The organism is Pseudomonas putida (assembly GCF_001636055.1).
GTDB lineage: Bacteria > Pseudomonadota > Gammaproteobacteria > Pseudomonadales > Pseudomonadaceae > Aquipseudomonas > Aquipseudomonas machongensis.
The window spans coordinates 1,054,099-1,074,649 of the sequence record NZ_CP011789.1; the positions used below are offsets into that span (position 1 = coordinate 1,054,099).

24 protein-coding genes are annotated in these 20,551 nt (G+C 59.1%); 23 read left to right on the forward strand and 1 reads right to left on the reverse strand.

The features are described from left to right. Position 1: 1 nt before the first annotated feature. The 20 genes from rpsQ to bfr all read left to right on the forward strand — a co-directional run bounded on the left by rpsQ (position 2) and on the right by bfr (position 11,199). A complete protein-coding gene (gene rpsQ, locus AB688_RS04700) occupies positions 2 to 268 on the forward strand; it encodes a 30S ribosomal protein S17 (protein WP_023534981.1) in 267 nt (88 codons plus the stop codon). Positions 269 to 291: 23 nt separating this feature from the next. Further along, positions 292 to 660 (forward strand): 50S ribosomal protein L14, encoded by a 369-nt coding sequence (gene rplN / locus AB688_RS04705; protein ID WP_011063774.1) that lies wholly within the window; start codon positions 292 to 294, stop codon positions 658 to 660. Positions 661 to 671: 11 nt separating this feature from the next. After that, the gene (rplX, locus tag AB688_RS04710; RefSeq protein ID WP_003255476.1) at positions 672 to 986 is read left to right on the forward strand and encodes a 50S ribosomal protein L24; all 315 of its coding nucleotides are present in this window, start codon (positions 672 to 674) and stop codon (positions 984 to 986) included. A 20-nt stretch (positions 987 to 1,006) separates the two neighbouring features. Beyond that, on the forward strand, positions 1,007 to 1,546 hold the full coding sequence (gene rplE / locus AB688_RS04715; RefSeq protein WP_003255474.1) for a 50S ribosomal protein L5: 540 nt from the start codon (positions 1,007 to 1,009) through the stop codon (positions 1,544 to 1,546). Positions 1,547 to 1,559: 13 nt separating this feature from the next. After that, on the forward strand, positions 1,560 to 1,865 hold the full coding sequence (gene rpsN, locus AB688_RS04720) for a 30S ribosomal protein S14 (protein WP_013970638.1): 306 nt from the start codon (positions 1,560 to 1,562) through the stop codon (positions 1,863 to 1,865). A gap of 209 nt (positions 1,866 to 2,074) precedes the next feature. Beyond that, positions 2,075 to 2,467, forward strand: coding sequence for a 30S ribosomal protein S8 (rpsH, locus tag AB688_RS04725; protein ID WP_023382627.1), 393 nt, complete (start codon positions 2,075 to 2,077; stop codon positions 2,465 to 2,467). 12 nt (positions 2,468 to 2,479) lie between these two features. Further along, on the forward strand, positions 2,480 to 3,013 hold the full coding sequence (rplF, locus tag AB688_RS04730) for a 50S ribosomal protein L6 (protein WP_027594874.1): 534 nt from the start codon (positions 2,480 to 2,482) through the stop codon (positions 3,011 to 3,013). Between the two features lie 10 nt (positions 3,014 to 3,023). Continuing rightward, on the forward strand, positions 3,024 to 3,374 hold the full coding sequence (rplR, locus tag AB688_RS04735) for a 50S ribosomal protein L18 (RefSeq protein ID WP_023629183.1): 351 nt from the start codon (positions 3,024 to 3,026) through the stop codon (positions 3,372 to 3,374). A 3-nt stretch (positions 3,375 to 3,377) separates the two neighbouring features. After that, a complete protein-coding gene (gene rpsE, locus AB688_RS04740; RefSeq protein ID WP_003255465.1) occupies positions 3,378 to 3,878 on the forward strand; it encodes a 30S ribosomal protein S5 in 501 nt (166 codons plus the stop codon). A 2-nt stretch (positions 3,879 to 3,880) separates the two neighbouring features. Then, entirely contained in the window at positions 3,881 to 4,057 is a 177-nt protein-coding gene (rpmD, locus tag AB688_RS04745) for a 50S ribosomal protein L30 (protein ID WP_029614570.1), read from the forward strand. 3 nt (positions 4,058 to 4,060) lie between these two features. Then, a complete protein-coding gene (gene rplO, locus AB688_RS04750) occupies positions 4,061 to 4,495 on the forward strand; it encodes a 50S ribosomal protein L15 (RefSeq protein WP_054893563.1) in 435 nt (144 codons plus the stop codon). Continuing rightward, positions 4,496 to 5,827 carry a preprotein translocase subunit SecY gene (gene secY / locus AB688_RS04755; RefSeq protein ID WP_003255459.1) on the forward strand — a complete coding sequence of 444 codons (1,332 nt, stop codon included), beginning with the start codon at positions 4,496 to 4,498 and terminating at the stop codon, positions 5,825 to 5,827. It begins immediately after the preceding gene. A 28-nt stretch (positions 5,828 to 5,855) separates the two neighbouring features. Further along, on the forward strand, positions 5,856 to 5,972 hold the full coding sequence (gene rpmJ / locus AB688_RS04760; RefSeq protein ID WP_011531897.1) for a 50S ribosomal protein L36: 117 nt from the start codon (positions 5,856 to 5,858) through the stop codon (positions 5,970 to 5,972). A gap of 131 nt (positions 5,973 to 6,103) precedes the next feature. Next, positions 6,104 to 6,460, forward strand: a complete 357-nt coding sequence (gene rpsM, locus AB688_RS04765; protein WP_003257112.1) for a 30S ribosomal protein S13 — start codon at positions 6,104 to 6,106, stop codon at positions 6,458 to 6,460. An 18-nt stretch (positions 6,461 to 6,478) separates the two neighbouring features. Further along, complete coding sequence (rpsK, locus tag AB688_RS04770) at positions 6,479 to 6,868, forward strand: 30S ribosomal protein S11 (RefSeq protein WP_003255454.1); 390 nt, start codon at positions 6,479 to 6,481, stop codon at positions 6,866 to 6,868. A 15-nt stretch (positions 6,869 to 6,883) separates the two neighbouring features. Next, positions 6,884 to 7,504, forward strand: a complete 621-nt coding sequence (gene rpsD / locus AB688_RS04775; protein WP_063542477.1) for a 30S ribosomal protein S4 — start codon at positions 6,884 to 6,886, stop codon at positions 7,502 to 7,504. A 22-nt stretch (positions 7,505 to 7,526) separates the two neighbouring features. Next, complete coding sequence (locus AB688_RS04780; RefSeq protein WP_003255452.1) at positions 7,527 to 8,528, forward strand: DNA-directed RNA polymerase subunit alpha; 1,002 nt, start codon at positions 7,527 to 7,529, stop codon at positions 8,526 to 8,528. A 42-nt stretch (positions 8,529 to 8,570) separates the two neighbouring features. After that, positions 8,571 to 8,957 (forward strand): 50S ribosomal protein L17, encoded by a 387-nt coding sequence (gene rplQ, locus AB688_RS04785; protein WP_003255451.1) that lies wholly within the window; start codon positions 8,571 to 8,573, stop codon positions 8,955 to 8,957. Positions 8,958 to 9,129: 172 nt separating this feature from the next. Next, a complete protein-coding gene (locus tag AB688_RS04790; RefSeq protein WP_063542479.1) occupies positions 9,130 to 10,569 on the forward strand; it encodes a catalase in 1,440 nt (479 codons plus the stop codon). Between the two features lie 165 nt (positions 10,570 to 10,734). Further along, positions 10,735 to 11,199, forward strand: coding sequence for a bacterioferritin (bfr, locus tag AB688_RS04795; protein ID WP_063542481.1), 465 nt, complete (start codon positions 10,735 to 10,737; stop codon positions 11,197 to 11,199). 66 nt (positions 11,200 to 11,265) lie between these two features. Here the strand turns inward: bfr and uvrA are convergent, their stop codons facing one another. Next, the gene (gene uvrA / locus AB688_RS04800) at positions 11,266 to 14,100 is read right to left on the reverse strand and encodes an excinuclease ABC subunit UvrA (RefSeq protein WP_063542483.1); all 2,835 of its coding nucleotides are present in this window, start codon (positions 14,098 to 14,100) and stop codon (positions 11,266 to 11,268) included. Positions 14,101 to 14,229: 129 nt separating this feature from the next. Between uvrA and AB688_RS04805 the strand changes: the two genes are divergently transcribed. The 3 genes from AB688_RS04805 (at position 14,230) to AB688_RS04815 (ending at position 20,423) form a co-directional block, all read left to right on the forward strand. Beyond that, positions 14,230 to 15,624 carry an MFS transporter gene (locus AB688_RS04805; protein ID WP_063542485.1) on the forward strand — a complete coding sequence of 465 codons (1,395 nt, stop codon included), beginning with the start codon at positions 14,230 to 14,232 and terminating at the stop codon, positions 15,622 to 15,624. Positions 15,625 to 15,633: 9 nt separating this feature from the next. Beyond that, on the forward strand, positions 15,634 to 16,176 hold the full coding sequence (locus tag AB688_RS04810; RefSeq protein ID WP_054893569.1) for a single-stranded DNA-binding protein: 543 nt from the start codon (positions 15,634 to 15,636) through the stop codon (positions 16,174 to 16,176). 224 nt (positions 16,177 to 16,400) lie between these two features. Then, positions 16,401 to 20,423, forward strand: coding sequence for a hypothetical protein (locus AB688_RS04815; RefSeq protein ID WP_155738187.1), 4,023 nt, complete (start codon positions 16,401 to 16,403; stop codon positions 20,421 to 20,423). The last annotated feature ends 128 nt before the right edge of the window (positions 20,424 to 20,551 follow it).

Consider the following 20,551-nt stretch of genomic DNA (forward strand, 5'->3'; position numbering starts at 1 on the left):
CATGGCTGAAGCTGAAAAAACCGTCCGTACGCTGACTGGCCGTGTCGTCAGCGACAAAATGGACAAGACCATCACCGTTCTGATCGAGCGTCGCGTTAAGCACCCGATCTACGGTAAATACGTTAAGCGTTCGACTAAGCTGCACGCGCACGACGAAACCAACCAGTGCAAGATCGGCGACAAGGTTTCGATCACCGAAACTCGTCCGCTGGCCAAGACCAAGTCCTGGGCACTGGTTGAAGTCCTCGAACGCGCTGTTGAAGTCTAAGGGCTAGGGGTCGGAGAAATTTTATGATTCAGACTCAATCCATGCTCGATGTGGCCGATAACAGCGGCGCTCGTCGCGTCATGTGCATCAAGGTTCTCGGCGGTTCGCACCGCCGTTACGCCGGCATCGGTGACATCATCAAAGTTACCGTCAAGGAAGCGATTCCTCGCGGTAAGGTCAAGAAAGGCCAGGTGATGACCGCTGTTGTCGTCCGTACCCGTCACGGTGTACGTCGCGCTGACGGTTCCATCATTCGTTTCGACGGCAACGCTGCTGTTCTGCTGAACAACAAGCAAGAGCCGATCGGTACCCGCATCTTCGGGCCAGTGACCCGTGAGCTTCGTAACGAGAAGTTCATGAAGATCGTCTCGCTCGCCCCTGAAGTGCTGTAAGGAGATCCGACATGCAAAAGATTCGTCGTGACGACGAGATCATCGTGATCGCCGGCAAAGACAAGGGTAAGCGCGGTAAGGTGCTGAAGGTTCTCGCTGATGACCGTCTGGTCATCGGTGGTGTCAACCTGGTCAAGCGTCATACCAAGCCGAACCCGATGGCAGGCGTTCAGGGCGGTATCGTCGAGAAAGAAGCGCCTCTGCACGCTTCCAACGTTGCCATCTTCAATGGCGAAACCAACAAGGCTGACCGCGTTGGTTTCAAAGTAGAAGACGGTAAGAAAATTCGTGTCTTCAAGTCGACCCAAAAAGCGGTTGATGCTTGAACACTGCTAGGTAGAAGACCATGGCACGACTGAAAGAGATTTACCGGAACGAAATCGCTCCCAAGCTTAAGGAAGAACTTAAGCTGTCGAACGTGATGGAAGTTCCGCGCGTTACCAAGATCACCCTGAACATGGGTCTGGGCGAAGCGATCGGCGACAAGAAAGTCATCGAGCACGCAGTTGCCGACCTGGAAAAGATCACCGGTCAAAAGCCGGTCGTGACTTTCGCTCGTAAATCCATCGCGGGCTTCAAAGTCCGTGAAGGCTGGCCGATCGGCGTCAAGGTGACCCTGCGTAGCGACAAGATGTACGAATTCCTGGACCGCCTGCTGGCGATCTCCCTGCCTCGGGTTCGCGACTTCCGCGGCCTGAATGCCAAGTCCTTCGATGGTCGTGGCAACTACAGCATGGGCGTGAAAGAGCAGATCATCTTCCCGGAAATCGACTACGACAAGATCGATGCTCTGCGCGGTTTGGACATCACCCTGACCACCACTGCTCGTTCGGACGACGAAGGCCGCGCTCTGCTGCGTGCATTCAAGTTCCCGTTCCGCAACTGATTGGAGTAGGAAAATGGCCAAGAAGAGCATGAAAAACCGCGAGCTGAAGCGTCAGCTCACGGTAGCCAAGTACGCCAAAAAGCGTGCCGAGCTGAAAGCGACCATCGTCAACCTGAACGCCTCTCCAGAAGAGCGTTTCGCTGCCGTTGTCGCTCTGCAGAAGCAGCCTCGTGATGCCAGCGCCTCGCGTCTGCGCAACCGTTGCCGCCTGACCGGTCGTCCTCACGGTGTTTACCGTAAGTTCGGCCTGGGCCGTAACATGCTGCGTCAAGCTGCAATGCGTGGTGACGTACCAGGTCTGGTCAAGGCCTCCTGGTAATCGCTGCAGGTGTGATCCCGGCGTAAGGGGAGCAATCTTCCGACCGCCGGTGACATCGCCAACAAACAAGCCCCCTCGTGGGGCTTGTTTCGTTTCTGTCTTGTGTCTAGAATGACCGGCTCACCTGAGCCTGGGTTTTTTGCCCGGGGCGGTCAGGTGGTTGTGATAGCCGCAAGGCTAATAATTCTTGTATCAGGAGCATCTAGCCCATGAGTATGCAGGACCCGTTAGCGGACATGCTAACTCGCATCCGTAATGCCCAGATGGCTGAAAAGTCCGTCGTAAGCATGCCTTCCTCCACTCTGAAGGTCGCGGTTGCCAAAGTTCTGAAGGACGAAGGTTACATCGCTGGCTACCAGGTCAGTGGCGAAGCCAAGCCTTCCCTGTCGATCGAACTGAAGTACTTCGAAGGCCGTCCGGTCATCGAGGAACTGAAGCGCTCCAGCCGTCCAGGCCTGCGCCAGTACAAGTCCGTCTCCGACCTGCCGAAAGTACGTGGCGGTCTGGGCGTGTCTATCGTCTCCACCAACAAAGGTGTGATGACTGATCGCGCTGCGCGCGCTGCCGGTGTCGGTGGCGAAGTTCTGTGCACAGTGTTCTAAGGGGAGATAGGCATGTCTCGCGTCGCTAAGAACCCCGTTAAGCTGCCATCCGGTGTCGAAGTCAAATTCGCCGGCCAGCAGCTTTCGGTGAAGGGTGCCAAGGGCACTCTCGAACTGAACGTTCACTCGTCTGTTGAAGTTACCGAAGAGTCCGGCGAGCTGCGCTTCGTCGCTCGCAACGGTGACCAGCAAGCTCGTGCCATGGCCGGTACCACCCGTGCTCTGGTGAACAACATGGTCCAGGGCGTAAGCCAAGGCTTCGAGCGCAAGCTCCAGCTGGTCGGTGTTGGTTACAAGGCACAGGCCAAGGGCACCATCCTGAACCTGGCTCTGGGCTTCTCGCATCCAGTGGACTACGAACTGCCAGCCGGTATCACCGCTGAAACCCCAAGCCAGACCGACATCCTGATCAAGGGTATCGACAAGCAGCTGGTGGGTCAGGTGGCCGCTGAAATCCGCGACTTCCGTCCGCCAGAGCCTTACAAAGGCAAGGGTGTGCGTTACGCGGACGAAGTAGTCCGTCGTAAAGAAGCCAAGAAGAAGTAGGGCCTAGCAAATGACCGACAAAAAAGTTATTCGACTGCGTCGCGCTCGCAAAGCACGCCTGAAAATGCACGAGCTCGAAGCCGTGCGTCTGTGCGTGTTCCGCTCCTCGCAGCACATCTATGCCCAGGTCATTTCGGCCGACGGCAGCAAGGTTCTGGCAAGCGCCTCGACCTTGGACAAAGAACTGCGTGATGGCGCCACCGGCAACATCGACGCGGCCACTAAGGTTGGCAAGCTGGTAGCTGAGCGTGCGAAAGCCGCCGGTGTATCTCAAGTTGCCTTTGACCGTTCCGGCTTCAAGTACCATGGTCGCGTCAAGGCGCTGGCCGATGCTGCTCGTGAAGGCGGACTGGAGTTCTAAGTTATGGCAAATAACGATCAAAAGCGCGACGAAGGCTACATCGAGAAGCTGGTTCAAGTTAACCGCGTTGCTAAAACCGTTAAAGGCGGCCGTATCTTCACCTTCACCGCGCTGACCGTGGTAGGTGATGGCAAAGGTCGCGTCGGCTTCGGCCGTGGCAAATCGCGCGAAGTACCTGCCGCGATCCAGAAAGCCATGGAAGCTGCCCGTCGCAATATGATCCAGGTTGACCTGAAGGGCACTACCCTGCAGTACGCCACCAAGGCTGCCCACGGCGCCTCGAAGGTTTACATGCAGCCTGCTTCGGAAGGTACCGGTATCATCGCCGGCGGCGCAATGCGTGCTGTCCTGGAAGTTGCTGGTGTCCAGAACGTTCTGGCCAAGTGCTACGGTTCGACCAACCCAGTGAACGTGGTTTACGCCACCTTCAAGGGTCTGAAAGCCATGCAATCTCCTGAATCCATTGCTGCCAAGCGCGGCAAGAGCGTTGAGGAGATCTTCTGATCATGGCAACCGTAAAAGTAACGCTGATCAAGAGCACCGCCGGCCGCCTGCCTAACCACATCCTGTGCGTTAAAGGCCTGGGTCTGCGTCGCATCGGTCACACTGTAGAAGTCCAGGATACTCCCGAGAATCGCGGGATGATCAACAAGGCTTACTACATGCTGCGCGTCGAGGGTTAATCGATGAAACTCAATGATCTGAGTCCAGCGCCGGGTTCCCGTCGCGAGAAGCATCGTCCGGGTCGTGGTATCGGTAGCGGTTTGGGCAAGACTGGTGGCCGTGGTCACAAAGGTCAGACCTCCCGTTCCGGTGGCACCATCGCTCCGGGCTTCGAAGGCGGTCAACAGCCGCTGCACCGTCGTCTGCCGAAGTTCGGCTTCGTTTCCCTGAAAGCCATGGATCGCGCCGAAGTGCGTCTGTCCGAGCTGGCCAAGGTGGAAGGCGACGTGATCTCCGTACAGTCCCTGAAAGACGCCAACGTGATTGGCCAGCATGTACAGCGTGTGAAAATCATGCTGTCCGGCGAAGTCACTCGCGCAGTCACTATCAAGGGCATCGCCGTCACCAAAGGTGCGCGTGCGGCTATCGAAGCAGCTGGCGGCAAGTTCGAGGAATAAATGGCTAAGCAAGGTGCTCTCTCTTCGCTCGGTAAGGGCGGGATGTCGGAACTCTGGGCTCGTCTGCGCTTTCTGTTCATGGCGATCATCGTCTATCGGATCGGCGCACATATCCCGGTGCCTGGCATCAATCCAGACCGTCTGGCGGATCTGTTTCGACAGAATGAGGGGACCATTCTTAGCTTGTTCAACATGTTTTCCGGTGGTGCGCTGGAGCGCATGAGCATCTTTGCACTGGGGATCATGCCGTACATCTCGGCATCGATCATCATGCAGCTCATGACCGCAGTCAGCCCTCAGCTGGAGCAGTTGAAGAAGGAAGGTGAAGCTGGCCGTCGCAAGATCAGCCAGTACACCCGCTACGGCACCGTTATCCTGGCGCTGGTTCAAGCCATTGGCATGTCCATTGGCCTGGCCAACCAGGGCGTGGCGTTTTCTGCTGGCCTGGGCTTCCATGTCGTTGCCGTCTCCACCTTCGTGGCTGGCGCAATGTTCATGATGTGGCTCGGCGAGCAGATCACCGAGCGCGGTGTGGGCAACGGTATCTCGATGTTGATCTTCGCAGGTATCGTTGCCGGTCTTCCGAGAGCAATCGGGCAGTCTTTCGAGTCTGCGCGTACAGGCGATATCAACATCTTCGCCCTGGTCGCTATCGGTTTGCTTGCAGTAGCGATTATCGGTTTCGTGGTGTTCATTGAGCGTGGTCAGCGTCGTATCGCCGTTCACTACGCCAAGCGTCAGCAGGGCCGCAAGGTCTTCGCTGCGCAGACCAGCCACTTGCCGCTGAAAGTGAACATGGCGGGCGTCATTCCTGCCATTTTCGCGAGCAGCATCTTGCTGTTCCCGGCTTCGCTGGGTGCCTGGTTCGGTCAGTCCGAGGGTATGGGCTGGCTGCAGGACATCTCGCAGTCGATCGCTCCTGGTCAGCCGTTGAACATTCTGCTGTTTAGTGCAGGGATCATCTTCTTCTGCTTCTTCTACACAGCGTTGATGTTCAACCCGAAAGACGTAGCGGAAAACCTGAAGAAGTCCGGTGCCTTTATTCCGGGTATCCGTCCTGGTGAGCAGTCGGCGCGCTACATTGATGGCGTTCTGACTCGTTTGACCATGTTCGGTGCTCTTTACATGATGGCCGTCTGCCTTCTGCCCCAGTTCCTGGTGGTGGCAGCAAACGTGCCGTTCTACCTTGGCGGGACCTCGTTGCTGATTGTGGTAGTGGTTGTGATGGACTTCATGTCCCAAGTACAATCGCACCTCGTTTCGCACCAGTACGAATCCCTGATGAAGAAAGCCAACCTGAAAGGCTACGGTGGCAGCGGTCTGCTGCGCTGATAGACCCCTAAGGTTCGAGGAGTCGGTAATGAAAGTTCGTGCATCGGTGAAAAAGCTGTGCCGCAACTGCAAGATCATTCGTCGCGAAGGTATCGTGCGCGTGATCTGCAGCGCGGAACCGCGTCACAAGCAGCGCCAAGGCTGAGTGTGATCTGCGCTTCAAACCCAGCAGCTAGTGTGCTGCTGGGTTGATTATTCGTTTCTACAGCGATATTATCTCGCGCCCTATTTCTTGGCTTCCGGGGCGTAGGTAGCTGTCAATTGGAGTCCCACTGAATGGCCCGTATTGCAGGCGTCAACATTCCAGATAACAAGCATGCTGTTATCTCGCTGACCTACATCTATGGTGTCGGTCGCACAACTGCACAGAAAATCTGTGCAGACGCTGGTGTAAATCCAGCCGCTAAGATCAAGGATCTGAGCGACGAGCAAATCGAAACCCTGCGTGGCGAAGTCGCGAAGTTCACCACCGAAGGTGACCTGCGCCGTGACATCAACATGAAGATCAAGCGCTTGATGGACCTGGGTTGCTACCGCGGCCTGCGTCATCGTAAAGGTCTGCCGGTTCGCGGTCAGCGCACCAAGACCAACGCACGCACCCGTAAGGGCCCGCGTAAGCCGATCCGCAAGTAATCGCCCAGGAATATAGACATGGCAAAACCTGCTGCTCGTCCTCGTAAAAAAGTCAAAAAGACAGTGGTTGATGGCATCGCCCACATCCATGCGTCTTTCAACAACACCATCGTGACCATCACCGACCGTCAGGGCAACGCTTTGTCCTGGGCGACTTCCGGTGGTTCGGGTTTCCGTGGTTCGCGCAAATCCACCCCGTTCGCAGCTCAGATCGCTGCTGAGCGCGCTGGTCAAGCTGCGCTGGAATACGGTCTGAAGAACCTCGACGTGAACGTCAAGGGTCCAGGTCCAGGTCGTGAGTCCGCCGTTCGTGCACTGAACAGCTGCGGCTACAAGATCGCCAGCATCACCGACGTGACGCCAATCCCGCATAACGGGTGCCGTCCGCCGAAGAAGCGTCGCGTGTAATCAGGAGACAGATAAATGGCACGTTACATTGGTCCAAAATGCAAACTGTCTCGCCGTGAAGGCACTGACCTGTTCCTGAAGAGCGGTGTTCGCGCTCTGGAATCGAAGTGCAACATCGAAGCAGCCCCAGGTGTACACGGCCAGCGCCGTGGCCGTCAGTCCGACTACGGTACCCAGCTGCGCGAGAAACAAAAAGTCCGCCGTATCTACGGTGTCCTGGAGCGCCAGTTCCGCGGTTACTACCAAGTCGCAGCCTCGAAAAAAGGCGCTACTGGTGAGAACCTGCTGCAACTGCTGGAATGCCGCCTGGACAACGTCGTTTACCGTATGGGCTTCGGTTCGACTCGTTCCGAATCCCGTCAGCTGGTTTCGCACAAAGCGATCAGCGTTAACGGCAAGACCGTAAACATTCCATCCTACCAAGTTCGTCCGGGTGACGTGGTCGCGGTTCGTGAGAAGTCGCTGAACCAGCTGCGCATTGTTCAAGCCCTTGAACTGTGCGCCCAGCGTGGCCGCGTTGAGTGGGTAGACGTTGATTCTGCTAAAAAGTCGGGCGTTTTCAAGAACGTTCCTGCTCGCAGCGATCTGTCCGCCGACATCAACGAAAACCTGATTGTCGAGCTCTACTCCAAGTAAGGGCTAGAAAATAGGTGCATCCATGCAGATTTCGGTAAATGAGTTCCTGACTCCCCGTCACATCGACGTGCAGGTAGTCAGTCCAACCCGCGCCAAGATCACGCTCGAGCCTCTCGAGCGTGGTTTCGGCCATACCCTGGGCAACGCGCTGCGTCGCATCCTGTTGTCCTCCATGCCTGGCTGTGCAGTAGTCGAGGCCGAGATCGATGGTGTACTCCATGAGTACTCCGCGATCGAAGGTGTACAGGAAGACGTCATTGAAATCCTGTTGAACCTCAAAGGCCTGGCGATCAAGCTGCACGGTCGTGACGAAGTTACGCTGACCTTGTCGAAAAAGGGTTCGGGGGTGGTTACCGCTGCCGATATTCAGCTGGATCACGATGTCGAGATCGTCAATCCCGATCACGTAATCGCGAACCTGGCGTCCAACGGCGCCCTGAACATGAAGCTCACCGTAGCTCGTGGTCGCGGTTACGAGCCGGCCGATTCCCGTCAGACTGACGAAGATGAAAGCCGCAGCATTGGCCGTCTTCAGCTGGACGCTTCGTTCAGCCCGGTGCGTCGTATCGCCTACGTAGTCGAGAACGCCCGTGTTGAGCAGCGTACCAACCTGGACAAGCTGGTCATCGATCTGGAAACCAACGGCACCCTGGACCCTGAAGAGGCCATCCGTCGGGCCGCGACCATCCTGCAACAGCAGCTGGCCGCGTTCGTCGACCTCAAAGGTGACAGCGAGCCGGTTGTGGTCGAGCAGGAAGACGAGATCGATCCGATCCTGCTGCGCCCGGTTGACGACCTGGAACTGACTGTACGTTCGGCCAACTGCCTCAAGGCGGAGAACATCTACTACATCGGCGACCTGATTCAGCGTACCGAAGTAGAGCTGTTGAAGACTCCTAACCTGGGCAAGAAGTCCCTGACCGAAATCAAGGACGTCCTGGCCTCTCGTGGTCTGTCTCTCGGCATGCGCCTCGACAACTGGCCGCCTGCAAGTCTTAAGAAAGACGACAAGGCGACTGCCTGATCGTCGTAATCACCGAACGTAGTGTTTGGTAAGGAATGAATCATGCGTCATCGTAAAAGTGGACGTCACCTGAGCCGTACCAGCTCTCACCGCAAGGCTATGTTCCAGAACATGGCAGTGTCGCTGATCGAGCACGAGCTGATCAAAACCACCCTGCCGAAAGCCAAGGAACTGCGCCGCGTTGCCGAGCCGCTGATCACCCTGGCCAAGGAAGATAGCGTCGCCAACCGTCGTCTGGCTTTCGACCGTACCCGTTCGAAATCCGCTGTTGGCAAGCTGTTCAACGATCTGGGCAAGCGTTACGCCACCCGTCAGGGCGGCTACCTGCGTATCCTGAAGTGCGGTTTCCGCGCTGGCGACAACGCGCCTATGGCGTACGTCGAGCTGGTTGATCGTCCAGTCGGTGGTGCTGTAGAAGCTGCCGAGTAAGACGTTCTGTCTGCTACAAGAAACCGGGCCTAGTGCCCGGTTTTTTGTGTCTTAATAAATTGTAAAAAACTATCGATATAAGCATATCTATAAATTAGATCTTGTCATGTTGCGCACCCATACTTGCTCTCAGGCCGATTAGCCGGCATTTCGAGACCGATAAGGAGAGCCCATGAGCAAGATTCTCACTACCGCCAGCGGTGCACCTGTAGCCGATAACCAGAATTCCCGTTCGGCAGGCCCACGCGGCCCGCTGCTGCTCGACGACTTCCATCTGATCGAGAAGCTGGCCCACTTCAATCGCGAGAACATCCCTGAACGTCGCGTACACGCCAAGGGGTCGGGCGCTTACGGCACCTTCACCGTCACTCGCGACATCACTCAATACACCAGCGCTCGTCTGTTCGAGAGCATCGGCAAGCAGACCGAAACCTTCCTGCGTTTCTCCACTGTCGGAGGCGAACGTGGTTCGGCCGACACCGAGCGTGACCCACGTGGTTTTGCCGTCAAGTTCTACACCGAAGAAGGTAACTGGGACATCGTCGGCAACAACACCCCCGTGTTCTTCATTCGCGATCCGCTGAAATTCCCGGACTTTATCCACACCCAGAAGCGTCACCCACAGACCAACCTGAAGAACGCCCAGATGATGTGGGACTTCTGGTCACATTCGCCCGAGGCGCTGCACCAGGTCACCATCCTGTTCTCTGATCGGGGTATTCCGGACGGCTACCGCCACATGCACGGTTTCGGCAGCCATACCTATAGCCTGCTGAGTGCCGATGGCCGGCGGACCTGGGTCAAGTGGCACTTCAAGACCCAGCAAGGTATCAAGAACCTGGCCCCGGCCGATGCGGCACGTATCGCGGGTACCGATCCAGACTACGCCCAACGTGACCTGTTCGAAGCGATCGATCGCGGCGACTACCCGCGCTGGACCGTCTGCATCCAGGTGATGAGCGAAGAAGAAGCGGCCAATCGCGCCGAGAACCCCTTTGACGTCACCAAGACCTGGTCGCAGAAGGACTACCCACTGATCGAGGTAGGTGTGCTGGAACTCAATCGCAACCCGCTCAACTACTTCGCTGAAGTCGAGCAGGCCGCGTTCGGGCCGAGCAACATGGTGCCAGGTGTTGGCCTGTCTCCGGATCGCATGCTGCAGGGCCGCGTATTCGCCTACGCTGATGCCCACCGCTACCGCATTGGTACCAATCACCAGCATTTGCCGGTGAATGCGCCACGTAGCCCGGTGCACAGCTACCAGCGCGATGGGGCGATGACCATGGGCAGCTACGGCAGCGCTCCGAACTACGAGCCGAACAGCTATGCCGATGCGCCCAAGCAGTCGCCTCGTCATGCCGAGCCTGCGTTGGCCCTCAATGGTGCGGCGGATCGTTACGACCACCGTGAGGACAATGACTACTACAGCCATGCGGGTGCGCTGTTCCGCTTGATGAACGCCGAGCAGCAAGCCCTGTTGATAAACAACATTGCCGGCACCCTGCAAGGCGTCAGCGAAGATGTGGTGCAGCGTCAGTTGCAGCACTTCTTCAAGGCAGATCCTGCTTACGGCGAGGGGATTGCAAACGCCTTGGGCATCAAGCTGGCCTAAGTCGAAGTGATAAGGAGAACCGCCCTCATTTGGGCGGTTTTTCAATGAAAATCACTACGGTTTGCCCGCTTTTTTCACACAAATTGCGCATTTTTCAGTGACCTTGAAGAAATCATGGTTCACACTATCTCCTTATCAAGCTTTCACTCAGGGAGAATCAGGGCGATGCAAGGTCACCCGGACGTAATCGATTACCTCAACACGTTGCTGACGGGCGAACTGGCGGCACGTGACCAATACTTCATCCACTCGCGCATGTACGAAGACTGGGGCTTGGCCAAGCTCTACGAACGCATCAACCACGAGATGGAAGAAGAGGCGCAGCACGCCGATGCCCTGATTCGCCGCATTCTCATGCTCGAAGGCACCCCGCGCATGCGCCCGGATGACCTCGACGTGGGCACCACCGTGCCTGACATGATCGCTGCCGACCTGCGCCTGGAGTACAAGGTCCGCGCCGCATTGTGCAAAGGCATCGAGTTGTGCGAGTTGCACAAGGACTACATCAGCCGCGATATCCTGCGCGCGCAACTGGCCGACACCGAGGAAGATCACACCTACTGGCTGGAGAAGCAGCAGGGCCTGATCAAGTCCATCGGGCTGCAGAATTACCTGCAATCGCAGATGTAACGTCCCTGCAGAGGGCAGGCATAGAGAGAAAAGCCCCTGGCATTTGCATGCCAGGGGCTTTTTTCGTCAGGCCCGGTCGCGTTCCAGCAGGGGCTTGAGGTAATGCCCGGTATACGACTGCTTCATCTTGGCCAGTTCCTCGGGCGTGCCGCTGGCAATGATCTGGCCGCCCTTGGAGCCACCTTCCGGCCCCAGGTCCACCAGCCAGTCGGCGGTCTTGATCACGTCCAGGTTGTGCTCGATCACCACCACGGTGTTGCCGTGGTCGCGCAGGCGATGCAGCACGTCCAGCAACTGCTGGATGTCAGCGAAGTGCAGGCCGGTGGTCGGCTCGTCGAGGATGTAGAGGGTCTTGCCGGTGTCGCGCTTGGACAACTCGCGCGACAGCTTCACCCGCTGCGCCTCACCGCCTGAAAGCGTCGTAGCCGACTGTCCTAGCTTGATGTACGAAAGGCCCACGTCCATCAGTGTCTGCAGCTTGCGCGCCAACGCCGGGACCGCGTCGAAGAACTCGCGTGCGTCCTCGATGGTCATTTCCAGGACTTCGTGGATATTTTTGCCCTTGTACTTGATCTCCAGCGTCTCGCGGTTATAGCGCTTGCTCTTGCACACATCACACGGCACGTAGATATCCGGCAGGAAGTGCATTTCCACCTTGATCAGGCCATCGCCCTGGCACGCTTCGCAGCGCCCGCCCTTGACGTTGAACGAGAAGCGCCCAGGGCCATAACCCCGAGAACGCGACTCCGGCACGCCAGCGAACAGTTCGCGGATCGGCGTGAAAATGCCGGTATAGGTGGCCGGGTTCGAGCGCGGTGTGCGGCCGATCGGGCTCTGGTCGATATCGACCACCTTGTCCAGGTGCTGCAGGCCATCCATGCTGGTGTGCGCTGCCGCTTCCAGGCTGCTGGCACCATTGAGCGCAGTGGCTGCGAGAGGGAACAGGGTGTTGTTGATCAGCGTCGACTTGCCCGAGCCGGACACACCGGTGACGCAGGTCAGCAGGCCGATCGGCACTTCCAGGTCGACCTTCTGCAGGTTGTTGCCGCGTGCCCCCTTGAGCTTGAGCGACAGCTTCTTGTTGCGTGGCGTGCGTTTGGCCGGCACGGCGATCTTCTTGCGACCGGACAGGTACATGCCAGTCACCGAGTCGGGGTGCGCCATGACTTCCTGTGGTGAGCCTTCGGCGACGATCTGCCCGCCATGCACCCCGGCGCCCGGGCCGATGTCGACGACATAGTCGGCCAGGCGAATGGCGTCCTCGTCGTGCTCCACCACGATCACCGTATTGCCCAGGTCGCGCAGGTGGTTGAGCGTGGCGAGCAGACGGTCGTTGTCACGCTGGTGCAGGCCGATCGACGGCTCGTCGAGGATGTACATCACCCCCACCAGGCCGGCGCCAATCTGGCTGGCCAGGCGGATTCGCTGGGCCTCGCCACCCGAAAGGGTTTCGGCGCTGCGGTCGAGGGTGAGGTAGTCCAGGCCGACGTTGACCAGGAACTGCAGGCGCTCGCAGATCTCCTTGAGGATCTTCGCTGCAATTTCTCCGCGTCGACCGCTGAGCGTCAGGGCGGCGAAGTACTCGCTGGCATCGCCGATCGGCAGGTTGGTGACGGCCGGCAGGGTTTTTTCGCCCACCCATACATGGCGCGCTTCGCGACGCAGGCGGGTGCCGCGGCAGTCCGGGCACGGCTGGGTGCCAAGGAACTTGGCCAGCTCCTCGCGCACGGTCGCCGATTCGGTCTCGCGGTAGCGGCGTTCCAGGTTCGGCACGATGCCTTCGAACGGGTGCGAGCGCTTGACGATGTCGCCGCGGTCGTTGAGGTACTTGAAGTCGACGCTTTGCTTGCCGCTGCCCTGCAGGATCACCTTCTGGTGATCGGCCGAGAGCTGGCCGAACGGCTCGTCGAGGCTGAAGCCGTAATGCGCCGCCAGCGAGCCGAGCATCTGGAAGTAGTAGACGTTGCGCCGGTCCCAGCCACGAATCGCACCTTCGGCCAGGGTCAGCTCGTGGTTGACCAGACGCTTGGTGTCGAAGAACTGCTTCACGCCCAGGCCATCGCAGGTCGGACAGGCGCCAGCCGGGTTGTTGAAGGAGAACAGCTTGGGTTCGAGCTCACTGATCGCATGGCCGCAGACCGGGCAGGCGAAGCGGGCGGAGAAGATCATGTCCTCGGCGCTTTCGTCATCCATCTGCGCCACCAGGGCGATACCGTCGGCCAGCTTCAGCGCGGTCTCGAAGGACTCGGCCAGGCGCTGCTGCAGGTCGTTGCGCACCTTGAAGCGGTCGACCACGACATCGATGCTGTGCTTCTTCTGCTTGTCGAGCTTGGGCAACTCGTCGAGTTCGTACAGCTTGCCGTTGACCCGCGCGCGAACGAAGCCCTGGGCGCGCAGCTCATCGAACACCGCCAGGTGCTCACCCTTGCGCTCGCGCACCACGGGTGCCAGCAGCATCAGCTTGCTGCCTTCGGGTTGCTCGAGCACCAGGTCGACCATCTGGCTGATCGTTTGCGCTTCAAGCGGAATGTCGTGGTCCGGGCAGCGTGGCGTACCGACGCGGGCATAGAGCAGGCGCAGGTAGTCGTAGATTTCGGTGATGGTGCCGACGGTCGAACGCGGGTTGTGCGAGGTCGACTTCTGCTCGATGGAGATTGCCGGTGACAGGCCTTCGATGGTGTCGACATCGGGCTTTTCCATCATCGACAGGAACTGCCGGGCATAGGCCGACAGCGACTCCACGTAGCGACGCTGACCTTCGGCGTAGAGTGTGTCGAAGGCCAGTGACGACTTGCCGGAACCGGACAGACCGGTGATCACGATCAGTTTGTCCCGGGGCAGGGTCAGGTCGATGTTCTTCAGGTTGTGGGTACGTGCCCCACGGATCAGGATCTTGTCCACTACGGCCTCGCTTGGCGGGCATAAACAAAGAAGTATACGGCGCGCTGCCACTACGCGGCAAAGCGTCGCGTATATGCCGTCTAGCCGTCGGACTGATAGAATCGCCGCCGGTTCACACGAGGTTTATCCATGCACGACACCCACAACGAGCGCATGAGTGGCAGCGAAACCCGCGCCGCAGGCGGCCTTGCCCTGGTCTTTGCCTTTCGTATGCTGGGCATGTTCATGGTCCTGCCCGTGTTGGCCACCTATGGCATGGACCTCGCCGGTGCCACGCCCGCGCTGATCGGCCTGGCCATTGGCGCCTACGGCCTGACGCAAGCCGTGCTACAGATCCCGTTCGGGGTGATTTCCGACCGCATCGGGCGTCGTCCGGTAATCTACCTGGGCCTGGTGATCTTCGCCCTTGGCAGCTTGCTGGCGGCCCAGGCCGATTCGATCTGGGGCGTGATCGCCGGACGCATCCTGCAGGGCGCGGGAGCGATTTCCGCAGCGGTCATGGCCTTGCTCTCCGACCTCACCCGCGAACAGCATCGCACCAAGGCCATGGCCATGATCGGCATGAGCATCGGCCTGTCGTTCGCGGTGGCGATGGTGATAGGGCCGCTGCTGACAAGTGCCTTTGGCTTGTCGGGATTGTTCCTCGCTACCGCAGGACTTGCCGTCGTCGGTATCGCCCTGATCGCCTTCGTCGTGCCCAGCGCGCATAGCGCACTGCAACACCGCGAATCGGGTGTCGCACGCCAGGCGCTCGGCCCGACCCTGCGTAATCCGGACCTTCTGCGTCTGGACCTGAGCATTTTCATCCTCCATGCGATCCTCATGGCCAGCTTCGTGGCCCTGCCGCTGGCCTTCGTCGAGCGTGGCGGCCTGCCCAAGGAAGAGCACTGGTGGGTATACCTGACCGCCTTGCTCGTCTCATTTTTTGCAATGGTGCCGTTCATCATCTACGGCGAAAAGAAGCGCAAGATGAAACGCGTGTTGGTTGGTGCGGTCACTGTGCTGCTGCTGATCGAGGTGTTCTTCTGGCGCTGGGCTGACGACTTGCGAGGACTGGTGACCGGCACCGTGATATTCTTTACCGCCTTCAACCTGCTGGAGGCATCCTTGCCTTCGCTGGTCAGCAAGGTGTCGCCCGCCGGCGGCAAGGGAACGGCCATGGGGGTCTACTCCACGAGCCAGTTCCTGGGTGCCGCGCTGGGAGGAATCATCGGTGGCTGGTTGTACCAGCACGGTGGCCTGGGCATGGTGTTCCTGGGATGTGCTGTACTGTGTGGTATCTGGCTGGTATCTGCCCTGGGCATGAACGAACCGCCGTACGTCACCAGCCTGCGCATGCCGTTGACACCGGAGGCTGTTCGCGAAGCCGGATTGACCGAGCGCCTGATGGCTGTGCCAGGTGTAACCGACGCCGTGGTGGTGGCAGAAGAAGCCGCCATCTATATCAAACTGGATACGAAAATTTTGGACCGTGCGACCCTCGAGCGTCTGGTGAACCCAGCCTCGGCGGCGTGCGAAGCCTAGGAGAACGTTATGGCCCGTGGGGTTAACAAAGTCATTCTGGTTGGTACTTGCGGCCAGGATCCCGAAGTCCGCTACCTGCCCAACGGTAACGCCGTGACCAACCTGAGCCTGGCCACCAGCGAGCAGTGGACCGACAAGCAGTCGGGGCAGAAGGTCGAGCGCACCGAATGGCACCGTGTCTCGCTGTTCGGCAAGGTTGCCGAGATCGCCGGCGAGTACCTGCGCAAGGGTTCGCAGTGCTACATCGAGGGCAAGCTGCAGACTCGCGAGTGGGAAAAAGACGGCATCAAGCGCTACACCACCGAGATCATTGTCGACATGCAGGGCACCATGCAGCTGCTCGGCGGCCGTCCGCAGGGCCAGGGTGGCGATCAGTACAACCAGGGCGGCGGCAACTACAACCAGGGCGGTGGCCAGCAGCAACAGTACAACCAGGCCCCACGCCAGCAGGCGCCGCGTCCGCAGCAGGCGCAACAGCGCCCAGCGCCGCAACAGCAGGCTCCGCAGCCTGCCGCTGATTTCGACAGCTTCGATGACGATATTCCGTTCTGATCGCGTCTGTTGCATCGGCTAGCCCGGTAATAAAAAACCCGATGAGTCTTTGATTCATCGGGTTTTTTATTACCTCTGCAAAGGACAGGCGAGAACCAGGACGCGTCATCGCCAAAACGACAAATGTTTCAATTTACCCATCGTTCACATCGATTCTCAGCGTTTCACAGCAATTCACGCCACATGGGCTAACGATGGACAGCTCCCGATCACGGATGCACAACATGAAAGCATCTGTGAAAGGGCTTGGCCAAACGCTACCGCCACGCGAGGACCGCACCGTGAACGTGAAACCATTGAACCCGAGCTCCAGCGAAAGATCCGAAACCGACGGCAAGCGATTCGATGGGGTCGTGCTCAACGCGAAGGTGAATGCAAAAGCGAACGACGACCGTACCGCCACCGACAACGAGAAATGGCCGCCGGTGGACAAGACCGAGGTCGAGCCGGCACTGGATGGCAAGATTCGCTACGAGCTGGATGGCATGGGTGTGGTGGTCGAGCGCTCGGTAAACCCCGAGCTCTACAAGTTCCTGGCCAATCTCTTCGAGCTGAACAAATCGCCTGGGCAAAAGGCCCAGGTGGTCGCTGCGATGAAAGACGATCATGCCATCGCCGACCGCAATACCGAATTGAAGAAGTGGGGCGACTACGATCAGTTCGAGTGGAAGGGCGATCTGGAAAAAGCCGAGGTCATCACCTACACCACCAAGGACGGCGAAACCGTAACGGTGTCGAAAGCCCTGACACCCGAGCTCTTCGCTTCGTTGCAACCCATGGCCCTGTCGCGCTACACCCTGGAAAAGCGCGCCGACGATGGCCGCGAAGTCGCTGGCGCCGATACCTATGTTGCCGACCACGATATTTCCACCTTCGGCTGGCCGGACGAGTTCGGCAATGGCGTGATCCAGTTCGAGACCAAGGACGGCAAGAAATACGTCGTCTCCGAGTTCGAGAACAAGGAAATGTACGATCGCGTGGCCTCCAAGCGCAGCGACTACAACAAGAGCGAGGGCTCGATCCAGGATCTGCGCGACAAATACGACCTGCCCGACCTCGACAGCCTGGACCTGCTCAACAAGAAGACCGGTGAAAAGGCCGACAAGGACGACAAGGAGTCGATGTCGGTGGTCGAACTGGCCACCAAGAACCTGCTCGACAAGTACAAGAAGCTGGTCGACGACGGCAAGGTGGACAAGGACAGCGACGTCTACAAACTGGTCAAGGCCATCGAAGCCAAGGCGACCATGGAGGGCGGGCACAGCATCACGCCTTACATCGAGGATCCGCGCGGCGGCGAAACCTGGCGGCAGTTCGGTGACGGGGAAACCCTGAGCAAGGAGGACATGCAGGACATCCTCGATGGCAACTCCGTGGACAAGTTGCTCAATGAGCTGTTCACCAACGGCAACGGCGAAAAGGACAAGATCGGCAAGGAGTACCAGGCCGAACTCGATGAAGCGATCAAGAAGGTCAGTAGCGAAGACAAGGACAAGCTGGCCGACCAGCTCTACGACACCCTGACCAGCCCCGACTACGTCAAATACCTGGCCGATCTGAAGAAGAACGGCATGGAGTCCGAGGCCAAGGCCGAAGTCGCCGGCCTCACCTCAAGCCTCGAGATGCTCGACCCTGAGCGCGCGCGCAAGGCCGAGGCCCAGTTGCAGCAGAACAGCATCGTCGCCGAGATCGACACCCTGCTCGGTGATCCGGGAGCGATTCCCGATGAATACAAGGAGTTGGCCTACAAAGACTTCGGCGCGCTGGTCAAGACGATCCTCAAGTCGGCCGACATTCCACGTCGGGTCGCAGACAGCATCGAGAAGTTCTACAACGAGCTGCTCAACGACAAGACCAAGCTCGACGACTTCAACAAGCTCACCGAGCGCCTGAACAGTGGTGAGATCACTCAGGACAAGTTCAACGAAGAGCTCACTGGCAAGTACAAGCCGCTGGATGTCAGCAGCAACGACTTCACCAAGGCGATAGGGACGCTCAACAAGTACGGCGTACTGGGCAGCGTTTCGGCGTTCGGCTCATTGGGCGGTGCCATCTATGCGCTGTCGGCGAAGAACGGCCAGTTGGCAGACGAGCCGCTGGAGCGTCTGGCCATCGCCCGCGACTTCATCGGCTTCCTTGGTGCTGGCGCGCAGTTCGAAAAGACCAAGGTTTTCGACCTGTTGACCGGTACCGACACCGCCAAGTTGCTGGGGCTGAGCAAGACCCTGCCGGAAATCTGGGGCAAAGAAAGCTCGCTCGGCAAGAAAATCGAGAAATCCCTGCACGACAAAGGTATTTCCGGAGTGCCGGATCCTGCGGCGGATCGGGTCGGCAGCCTTATCGAGCTGGGCTCGCTGCACAACAGCGGCGGCGGTGACGTACTGGATGAGGTCAGGCTGTCCGGGGAAGCTTCGGGGCTCGGCTCGCTGGAGGACAACGGCAGCCGCGAATTGCTCGATGACATCGTCACCCGCGCAGGCGGAACGCCGCCTACGGATTACTCGCGCTACCAGACCCTGTCGCAGCTGGCGCAGGACCAGGGGTTGGAACTGACCGACGAGATCATCAGAGACAGCATCAGCGAGCGCCGTGCGGCCAATGGCTTGGGCGATCTGCCGGATGACGATTCGGTGTTCGAGTTCACCGAGCGCGTCCAGGACTCGGCTCATCGCACACCCTCGATCAGTTCCTCCGACACCGTCACCTCGATCTACGAAGGGGTCGTGGAGTATTTCGAGTCGCGCAATCTTACGCCGCCGAGCCGCCGGTCCTTCGACCAGATCTGGAATGATCCCGAGAACTACCGTGGCAGTGGTGCCTCGGTGGGTAGCGGGGAGCTCCCGCACCCGGACACTTTCGAGCTGGATCGCGAATCCATCAACGAGATGTACGAGTTGGACAACCGCACCCCGCCACCGGCCGATGTCATCGATGACGCGCTCGAGCCGATCAACGAGTCCATCCGCAACACCCCGTCTACCCCGAGCGTGATCGATACCCGCACCGTCCAGGACGCACTCACGACCACCGACAAGCCACCCGTCAAGCCGGGCGTTGCGGCGAAGATCGGTGGCTCGCTGACCAAAGTGCTCGGCGTGGCTCCGGACCTGCTGAGCATTGCCGACATCGTTGTCGGCGGCCTGGCGATCAAGGACGCCATCAAGAGCGGCAGCGCCCTGGGCAAGGCCAACGGTGCGCTGCAGGTGGTCAGTGGGGCGGCAGGTTTCGGTGCCGGGGTGATCGGCACGGTTGGTCTGGTCGCCAACATCGGCGCCCTGGCGGGTGTGACCGGACCGCTGTTCCTGGTGACTGCTGGGCTTGGGCTGATCACCGGTATCATCGGTATCTTCGTCGACCACGAGAAGCGCCAGAAGGCCACGGACAAGGAAGGTCAGTGGTTCAAGGACCTCGCCGATATCGGCCTGACGCAGGATGACTGGGGCGACAAGCTCGAATATGCCCGCTACAGCTTCTACGAATACGACGGTCGCGATGCGCCGGACGGGCAGAGCATCTTCGATTACCAGAAGGACGAGTGGGATCACTTCAGGGAGACGCCGCAGGAGGGCGGCTCGTCGGTCAACCGCCTGGACGACGACAAGCACCTGAACACCTACGACAAGGCGTTCTACCAGGACAACCGTGAAGTGATCCACGACATCCGTGAATATTGGGATGCCTGGAACGGCAAGGACGACATCGTCAGCCGGAAGGATCTGAACAAGATCGCCGAGGGCGGCGGCAGCGAGCAGGAAAAAGCGGCGGCGCGATTCCTGCTCGAGCACGAGGGCTTCTTCGATCAGCTCGATACCCAGTGGGGCAAGGGTGGCCAGGATGGCAAGGTGAGCACCGACGATCTCAACACCTGGCTCAAGATCGTCGGTGCCCACGAGGATGGCTACGGCCGCGGTTTCTTCGATGAGCACAAGGACATCATCGATACCATCCGCGACCGTTGGGACGACTGGAACGGCAAGGATGACATCGTCAGCAGAAAGGATCTGGAAAAGATCGCCGATGGCGACGGCAGCGACGCCGAGAAGAAGGCCGCGCGCTTTCTGCTCGACAACCAGGGCTTCTTCGACCAGCTCGACAACCTGGCCAAGAACGATCGTCGTGACGGCAAGATCAGCACGGGTGACCTGGACACCTGGCTCAAGGCGATCGGGGGGGAGAAGACCGACAAGAGCGATCTGACCTACAAGCCCAACGATGATGTGCCGGCCTGGCGTGTCATGCGCGGGTGAGGTCAGGCGGATGAACTGAAAAAGCCCCGGACCGTCCGGGGCTTTTTCGTAGAGCGGGCTTGCTCCGCGATGCGATGTTGGCCACACCGCCGCCATCGCGGGACGAGCCCGCTCCTACAGGAAGCCGA

Bases quoted from the DNA above. Each gene is read 5' to 3' on its own strand.
- AB688_RS04780 (WP_003255452.1), top strand. From the start codon at position 7,527: ATGCAGATTTCGGTAAATGAGTTCCTGACTCCCCGTCACATCGACGTG.
- rpsK (WP_003255454.1), top strand. From the start codon at position 6,479: ATGGCAAAACCTGCTGCTCGTCCTCGTAAAAAAGTCAAAAAGACAGTG.
- rplN (WP_011063774.1), top strand. From the start codon at position 292: ATGATTCAGACTCAATCCATGCTCGATGTGGCCGATAACAGCGGCGCT.
- rplQ (WP_003255451.1), top strand. From the start codon at position 8,571: ATGCGTCATCGTAAAAGTGGACGTCACCTGAGCCGTACCAGCTCTCAC.
- rplX (WP_003255476.1), top strand. From the start codon at position 672: ATGCAAAAGATTCGTCGTGACGACGAGATCATCGTGATCGCCGGCAAA.
- rplF (WP_027594874.1), top strand. From the start codon at position 2,480: ATGTCTCGCGTCGCTAAGAACCCCGTTAAGCTGCCATCCGGTGTCGAA.
- rpsM (WP_003257112.1), top strand. From the start codon at position 6,104: ATGGCCCGTATTGCAGGCGTCAACATTCCAGATAACAAGCATGCTGTT.
- rplO (WP_054893563.1), top strand. From the start codon at position 4,061: ATGAAACTCAATGATCTGAGTCCAGCGCCGGGTTCCCGTCGCGAGAAG.
- rplR (WP_023629183.1), top strand. From the start codon at position 3,024: ATGACCGACAAAAAAGTTATTCGACTGCGTCGCGCTCGCAAAGCACGC.
- rpmJ (WP_011531897.1), top strand. From the start codon at position 5,856: ATGAAAGTTCGTGCATCGGTGAAAAAGCTGTGCCGCAACTGCAAGATC.
- rpmD (WP_029614570.1), top strand. From the start codon at position 3,881: ATGGCAACCGTAAAAGTAACGCTGATCAAGAGCACCGCCGGCCGCCTG.
- AB688_RS04805 (WP_063542485.1), top strand. From the start codon at position 14,230: ATGCACGACACCCACAACGAGCGCATGAGTGGCAGCGAAACCCGCGCC.
- rpsN (WP_013970638.1), top strand. From the start codon at position 1,560: ATGGCCAAGAAGAGCATGAAAAACCGCGAGCTGAAGCGTCAGCTCACG.
- rplE (WP_003255474.1), top strand. From the start codon at position 1,007: ATGGCACGACTGAAAGAGATTTACCGGAACGAAATCGCTCCCAAGCTT.
- secY (WP_003255459.1), top strand. From the start codon at position 4,496: ATGGCTAAGCAAGGTGCTCTCTCTTCGCTCGGTAAGGGCGGGATGTCG.
- AB688_RS04815 (WP_155738187.1), top strand. From the start codon at position 16,401: ATGAAAGCATCTGTGAAAGGGCTTGGCCAAACGCTACCGCCACGCGAG.
- rpsE (WP_003255465.1), top strand. From the start codon at position 3,378: ATGGCAAATAACGATCAAAAGCGCGACGAAGGCTACATCGAGAAGCTG.
- bfr (WP_063542481.1), top strand. From the start codon at position 10,735: ATGCAAGGTCACCCGGACGTAATCGATTACCTCAACACGTTGCTGACG.
- rpsQ (WP_023534981.1), top strand. From the start codon at position 2: ATGGCTGAAGCTGAAAAAACCGTCCGTACGCTGACTGGCCGTGTCGTC.
- rpsH (WP_023382627.1), top strand. From the start codon at position 2,075: ATGAGTATGCAGGACCCGTTAGCGGACATGCTAACTCGCATCCGTAAT.
- AB688_RS04810 (WP_054893569.1), top strand. From the start codon at position 15,634: ATGGCCCGTGGGGTTAACAAAGTCATTCTGGTTGGTACTTGCGGCCAG.
- AB688_RS04790 (WP_063542479.1), top strand. From the start codon at position 9,130: ATGAGCAAGATTCTCACTACCGCCAGCGGTGCACCTGTAGCCGATAAC.
- rpsD (WP_063542477.1), top strand. From the start codon at position 6,884: ATGGCACGTTACATTGGTCCAAAATGCAAACTGTCTCGCCGTGAAGGC.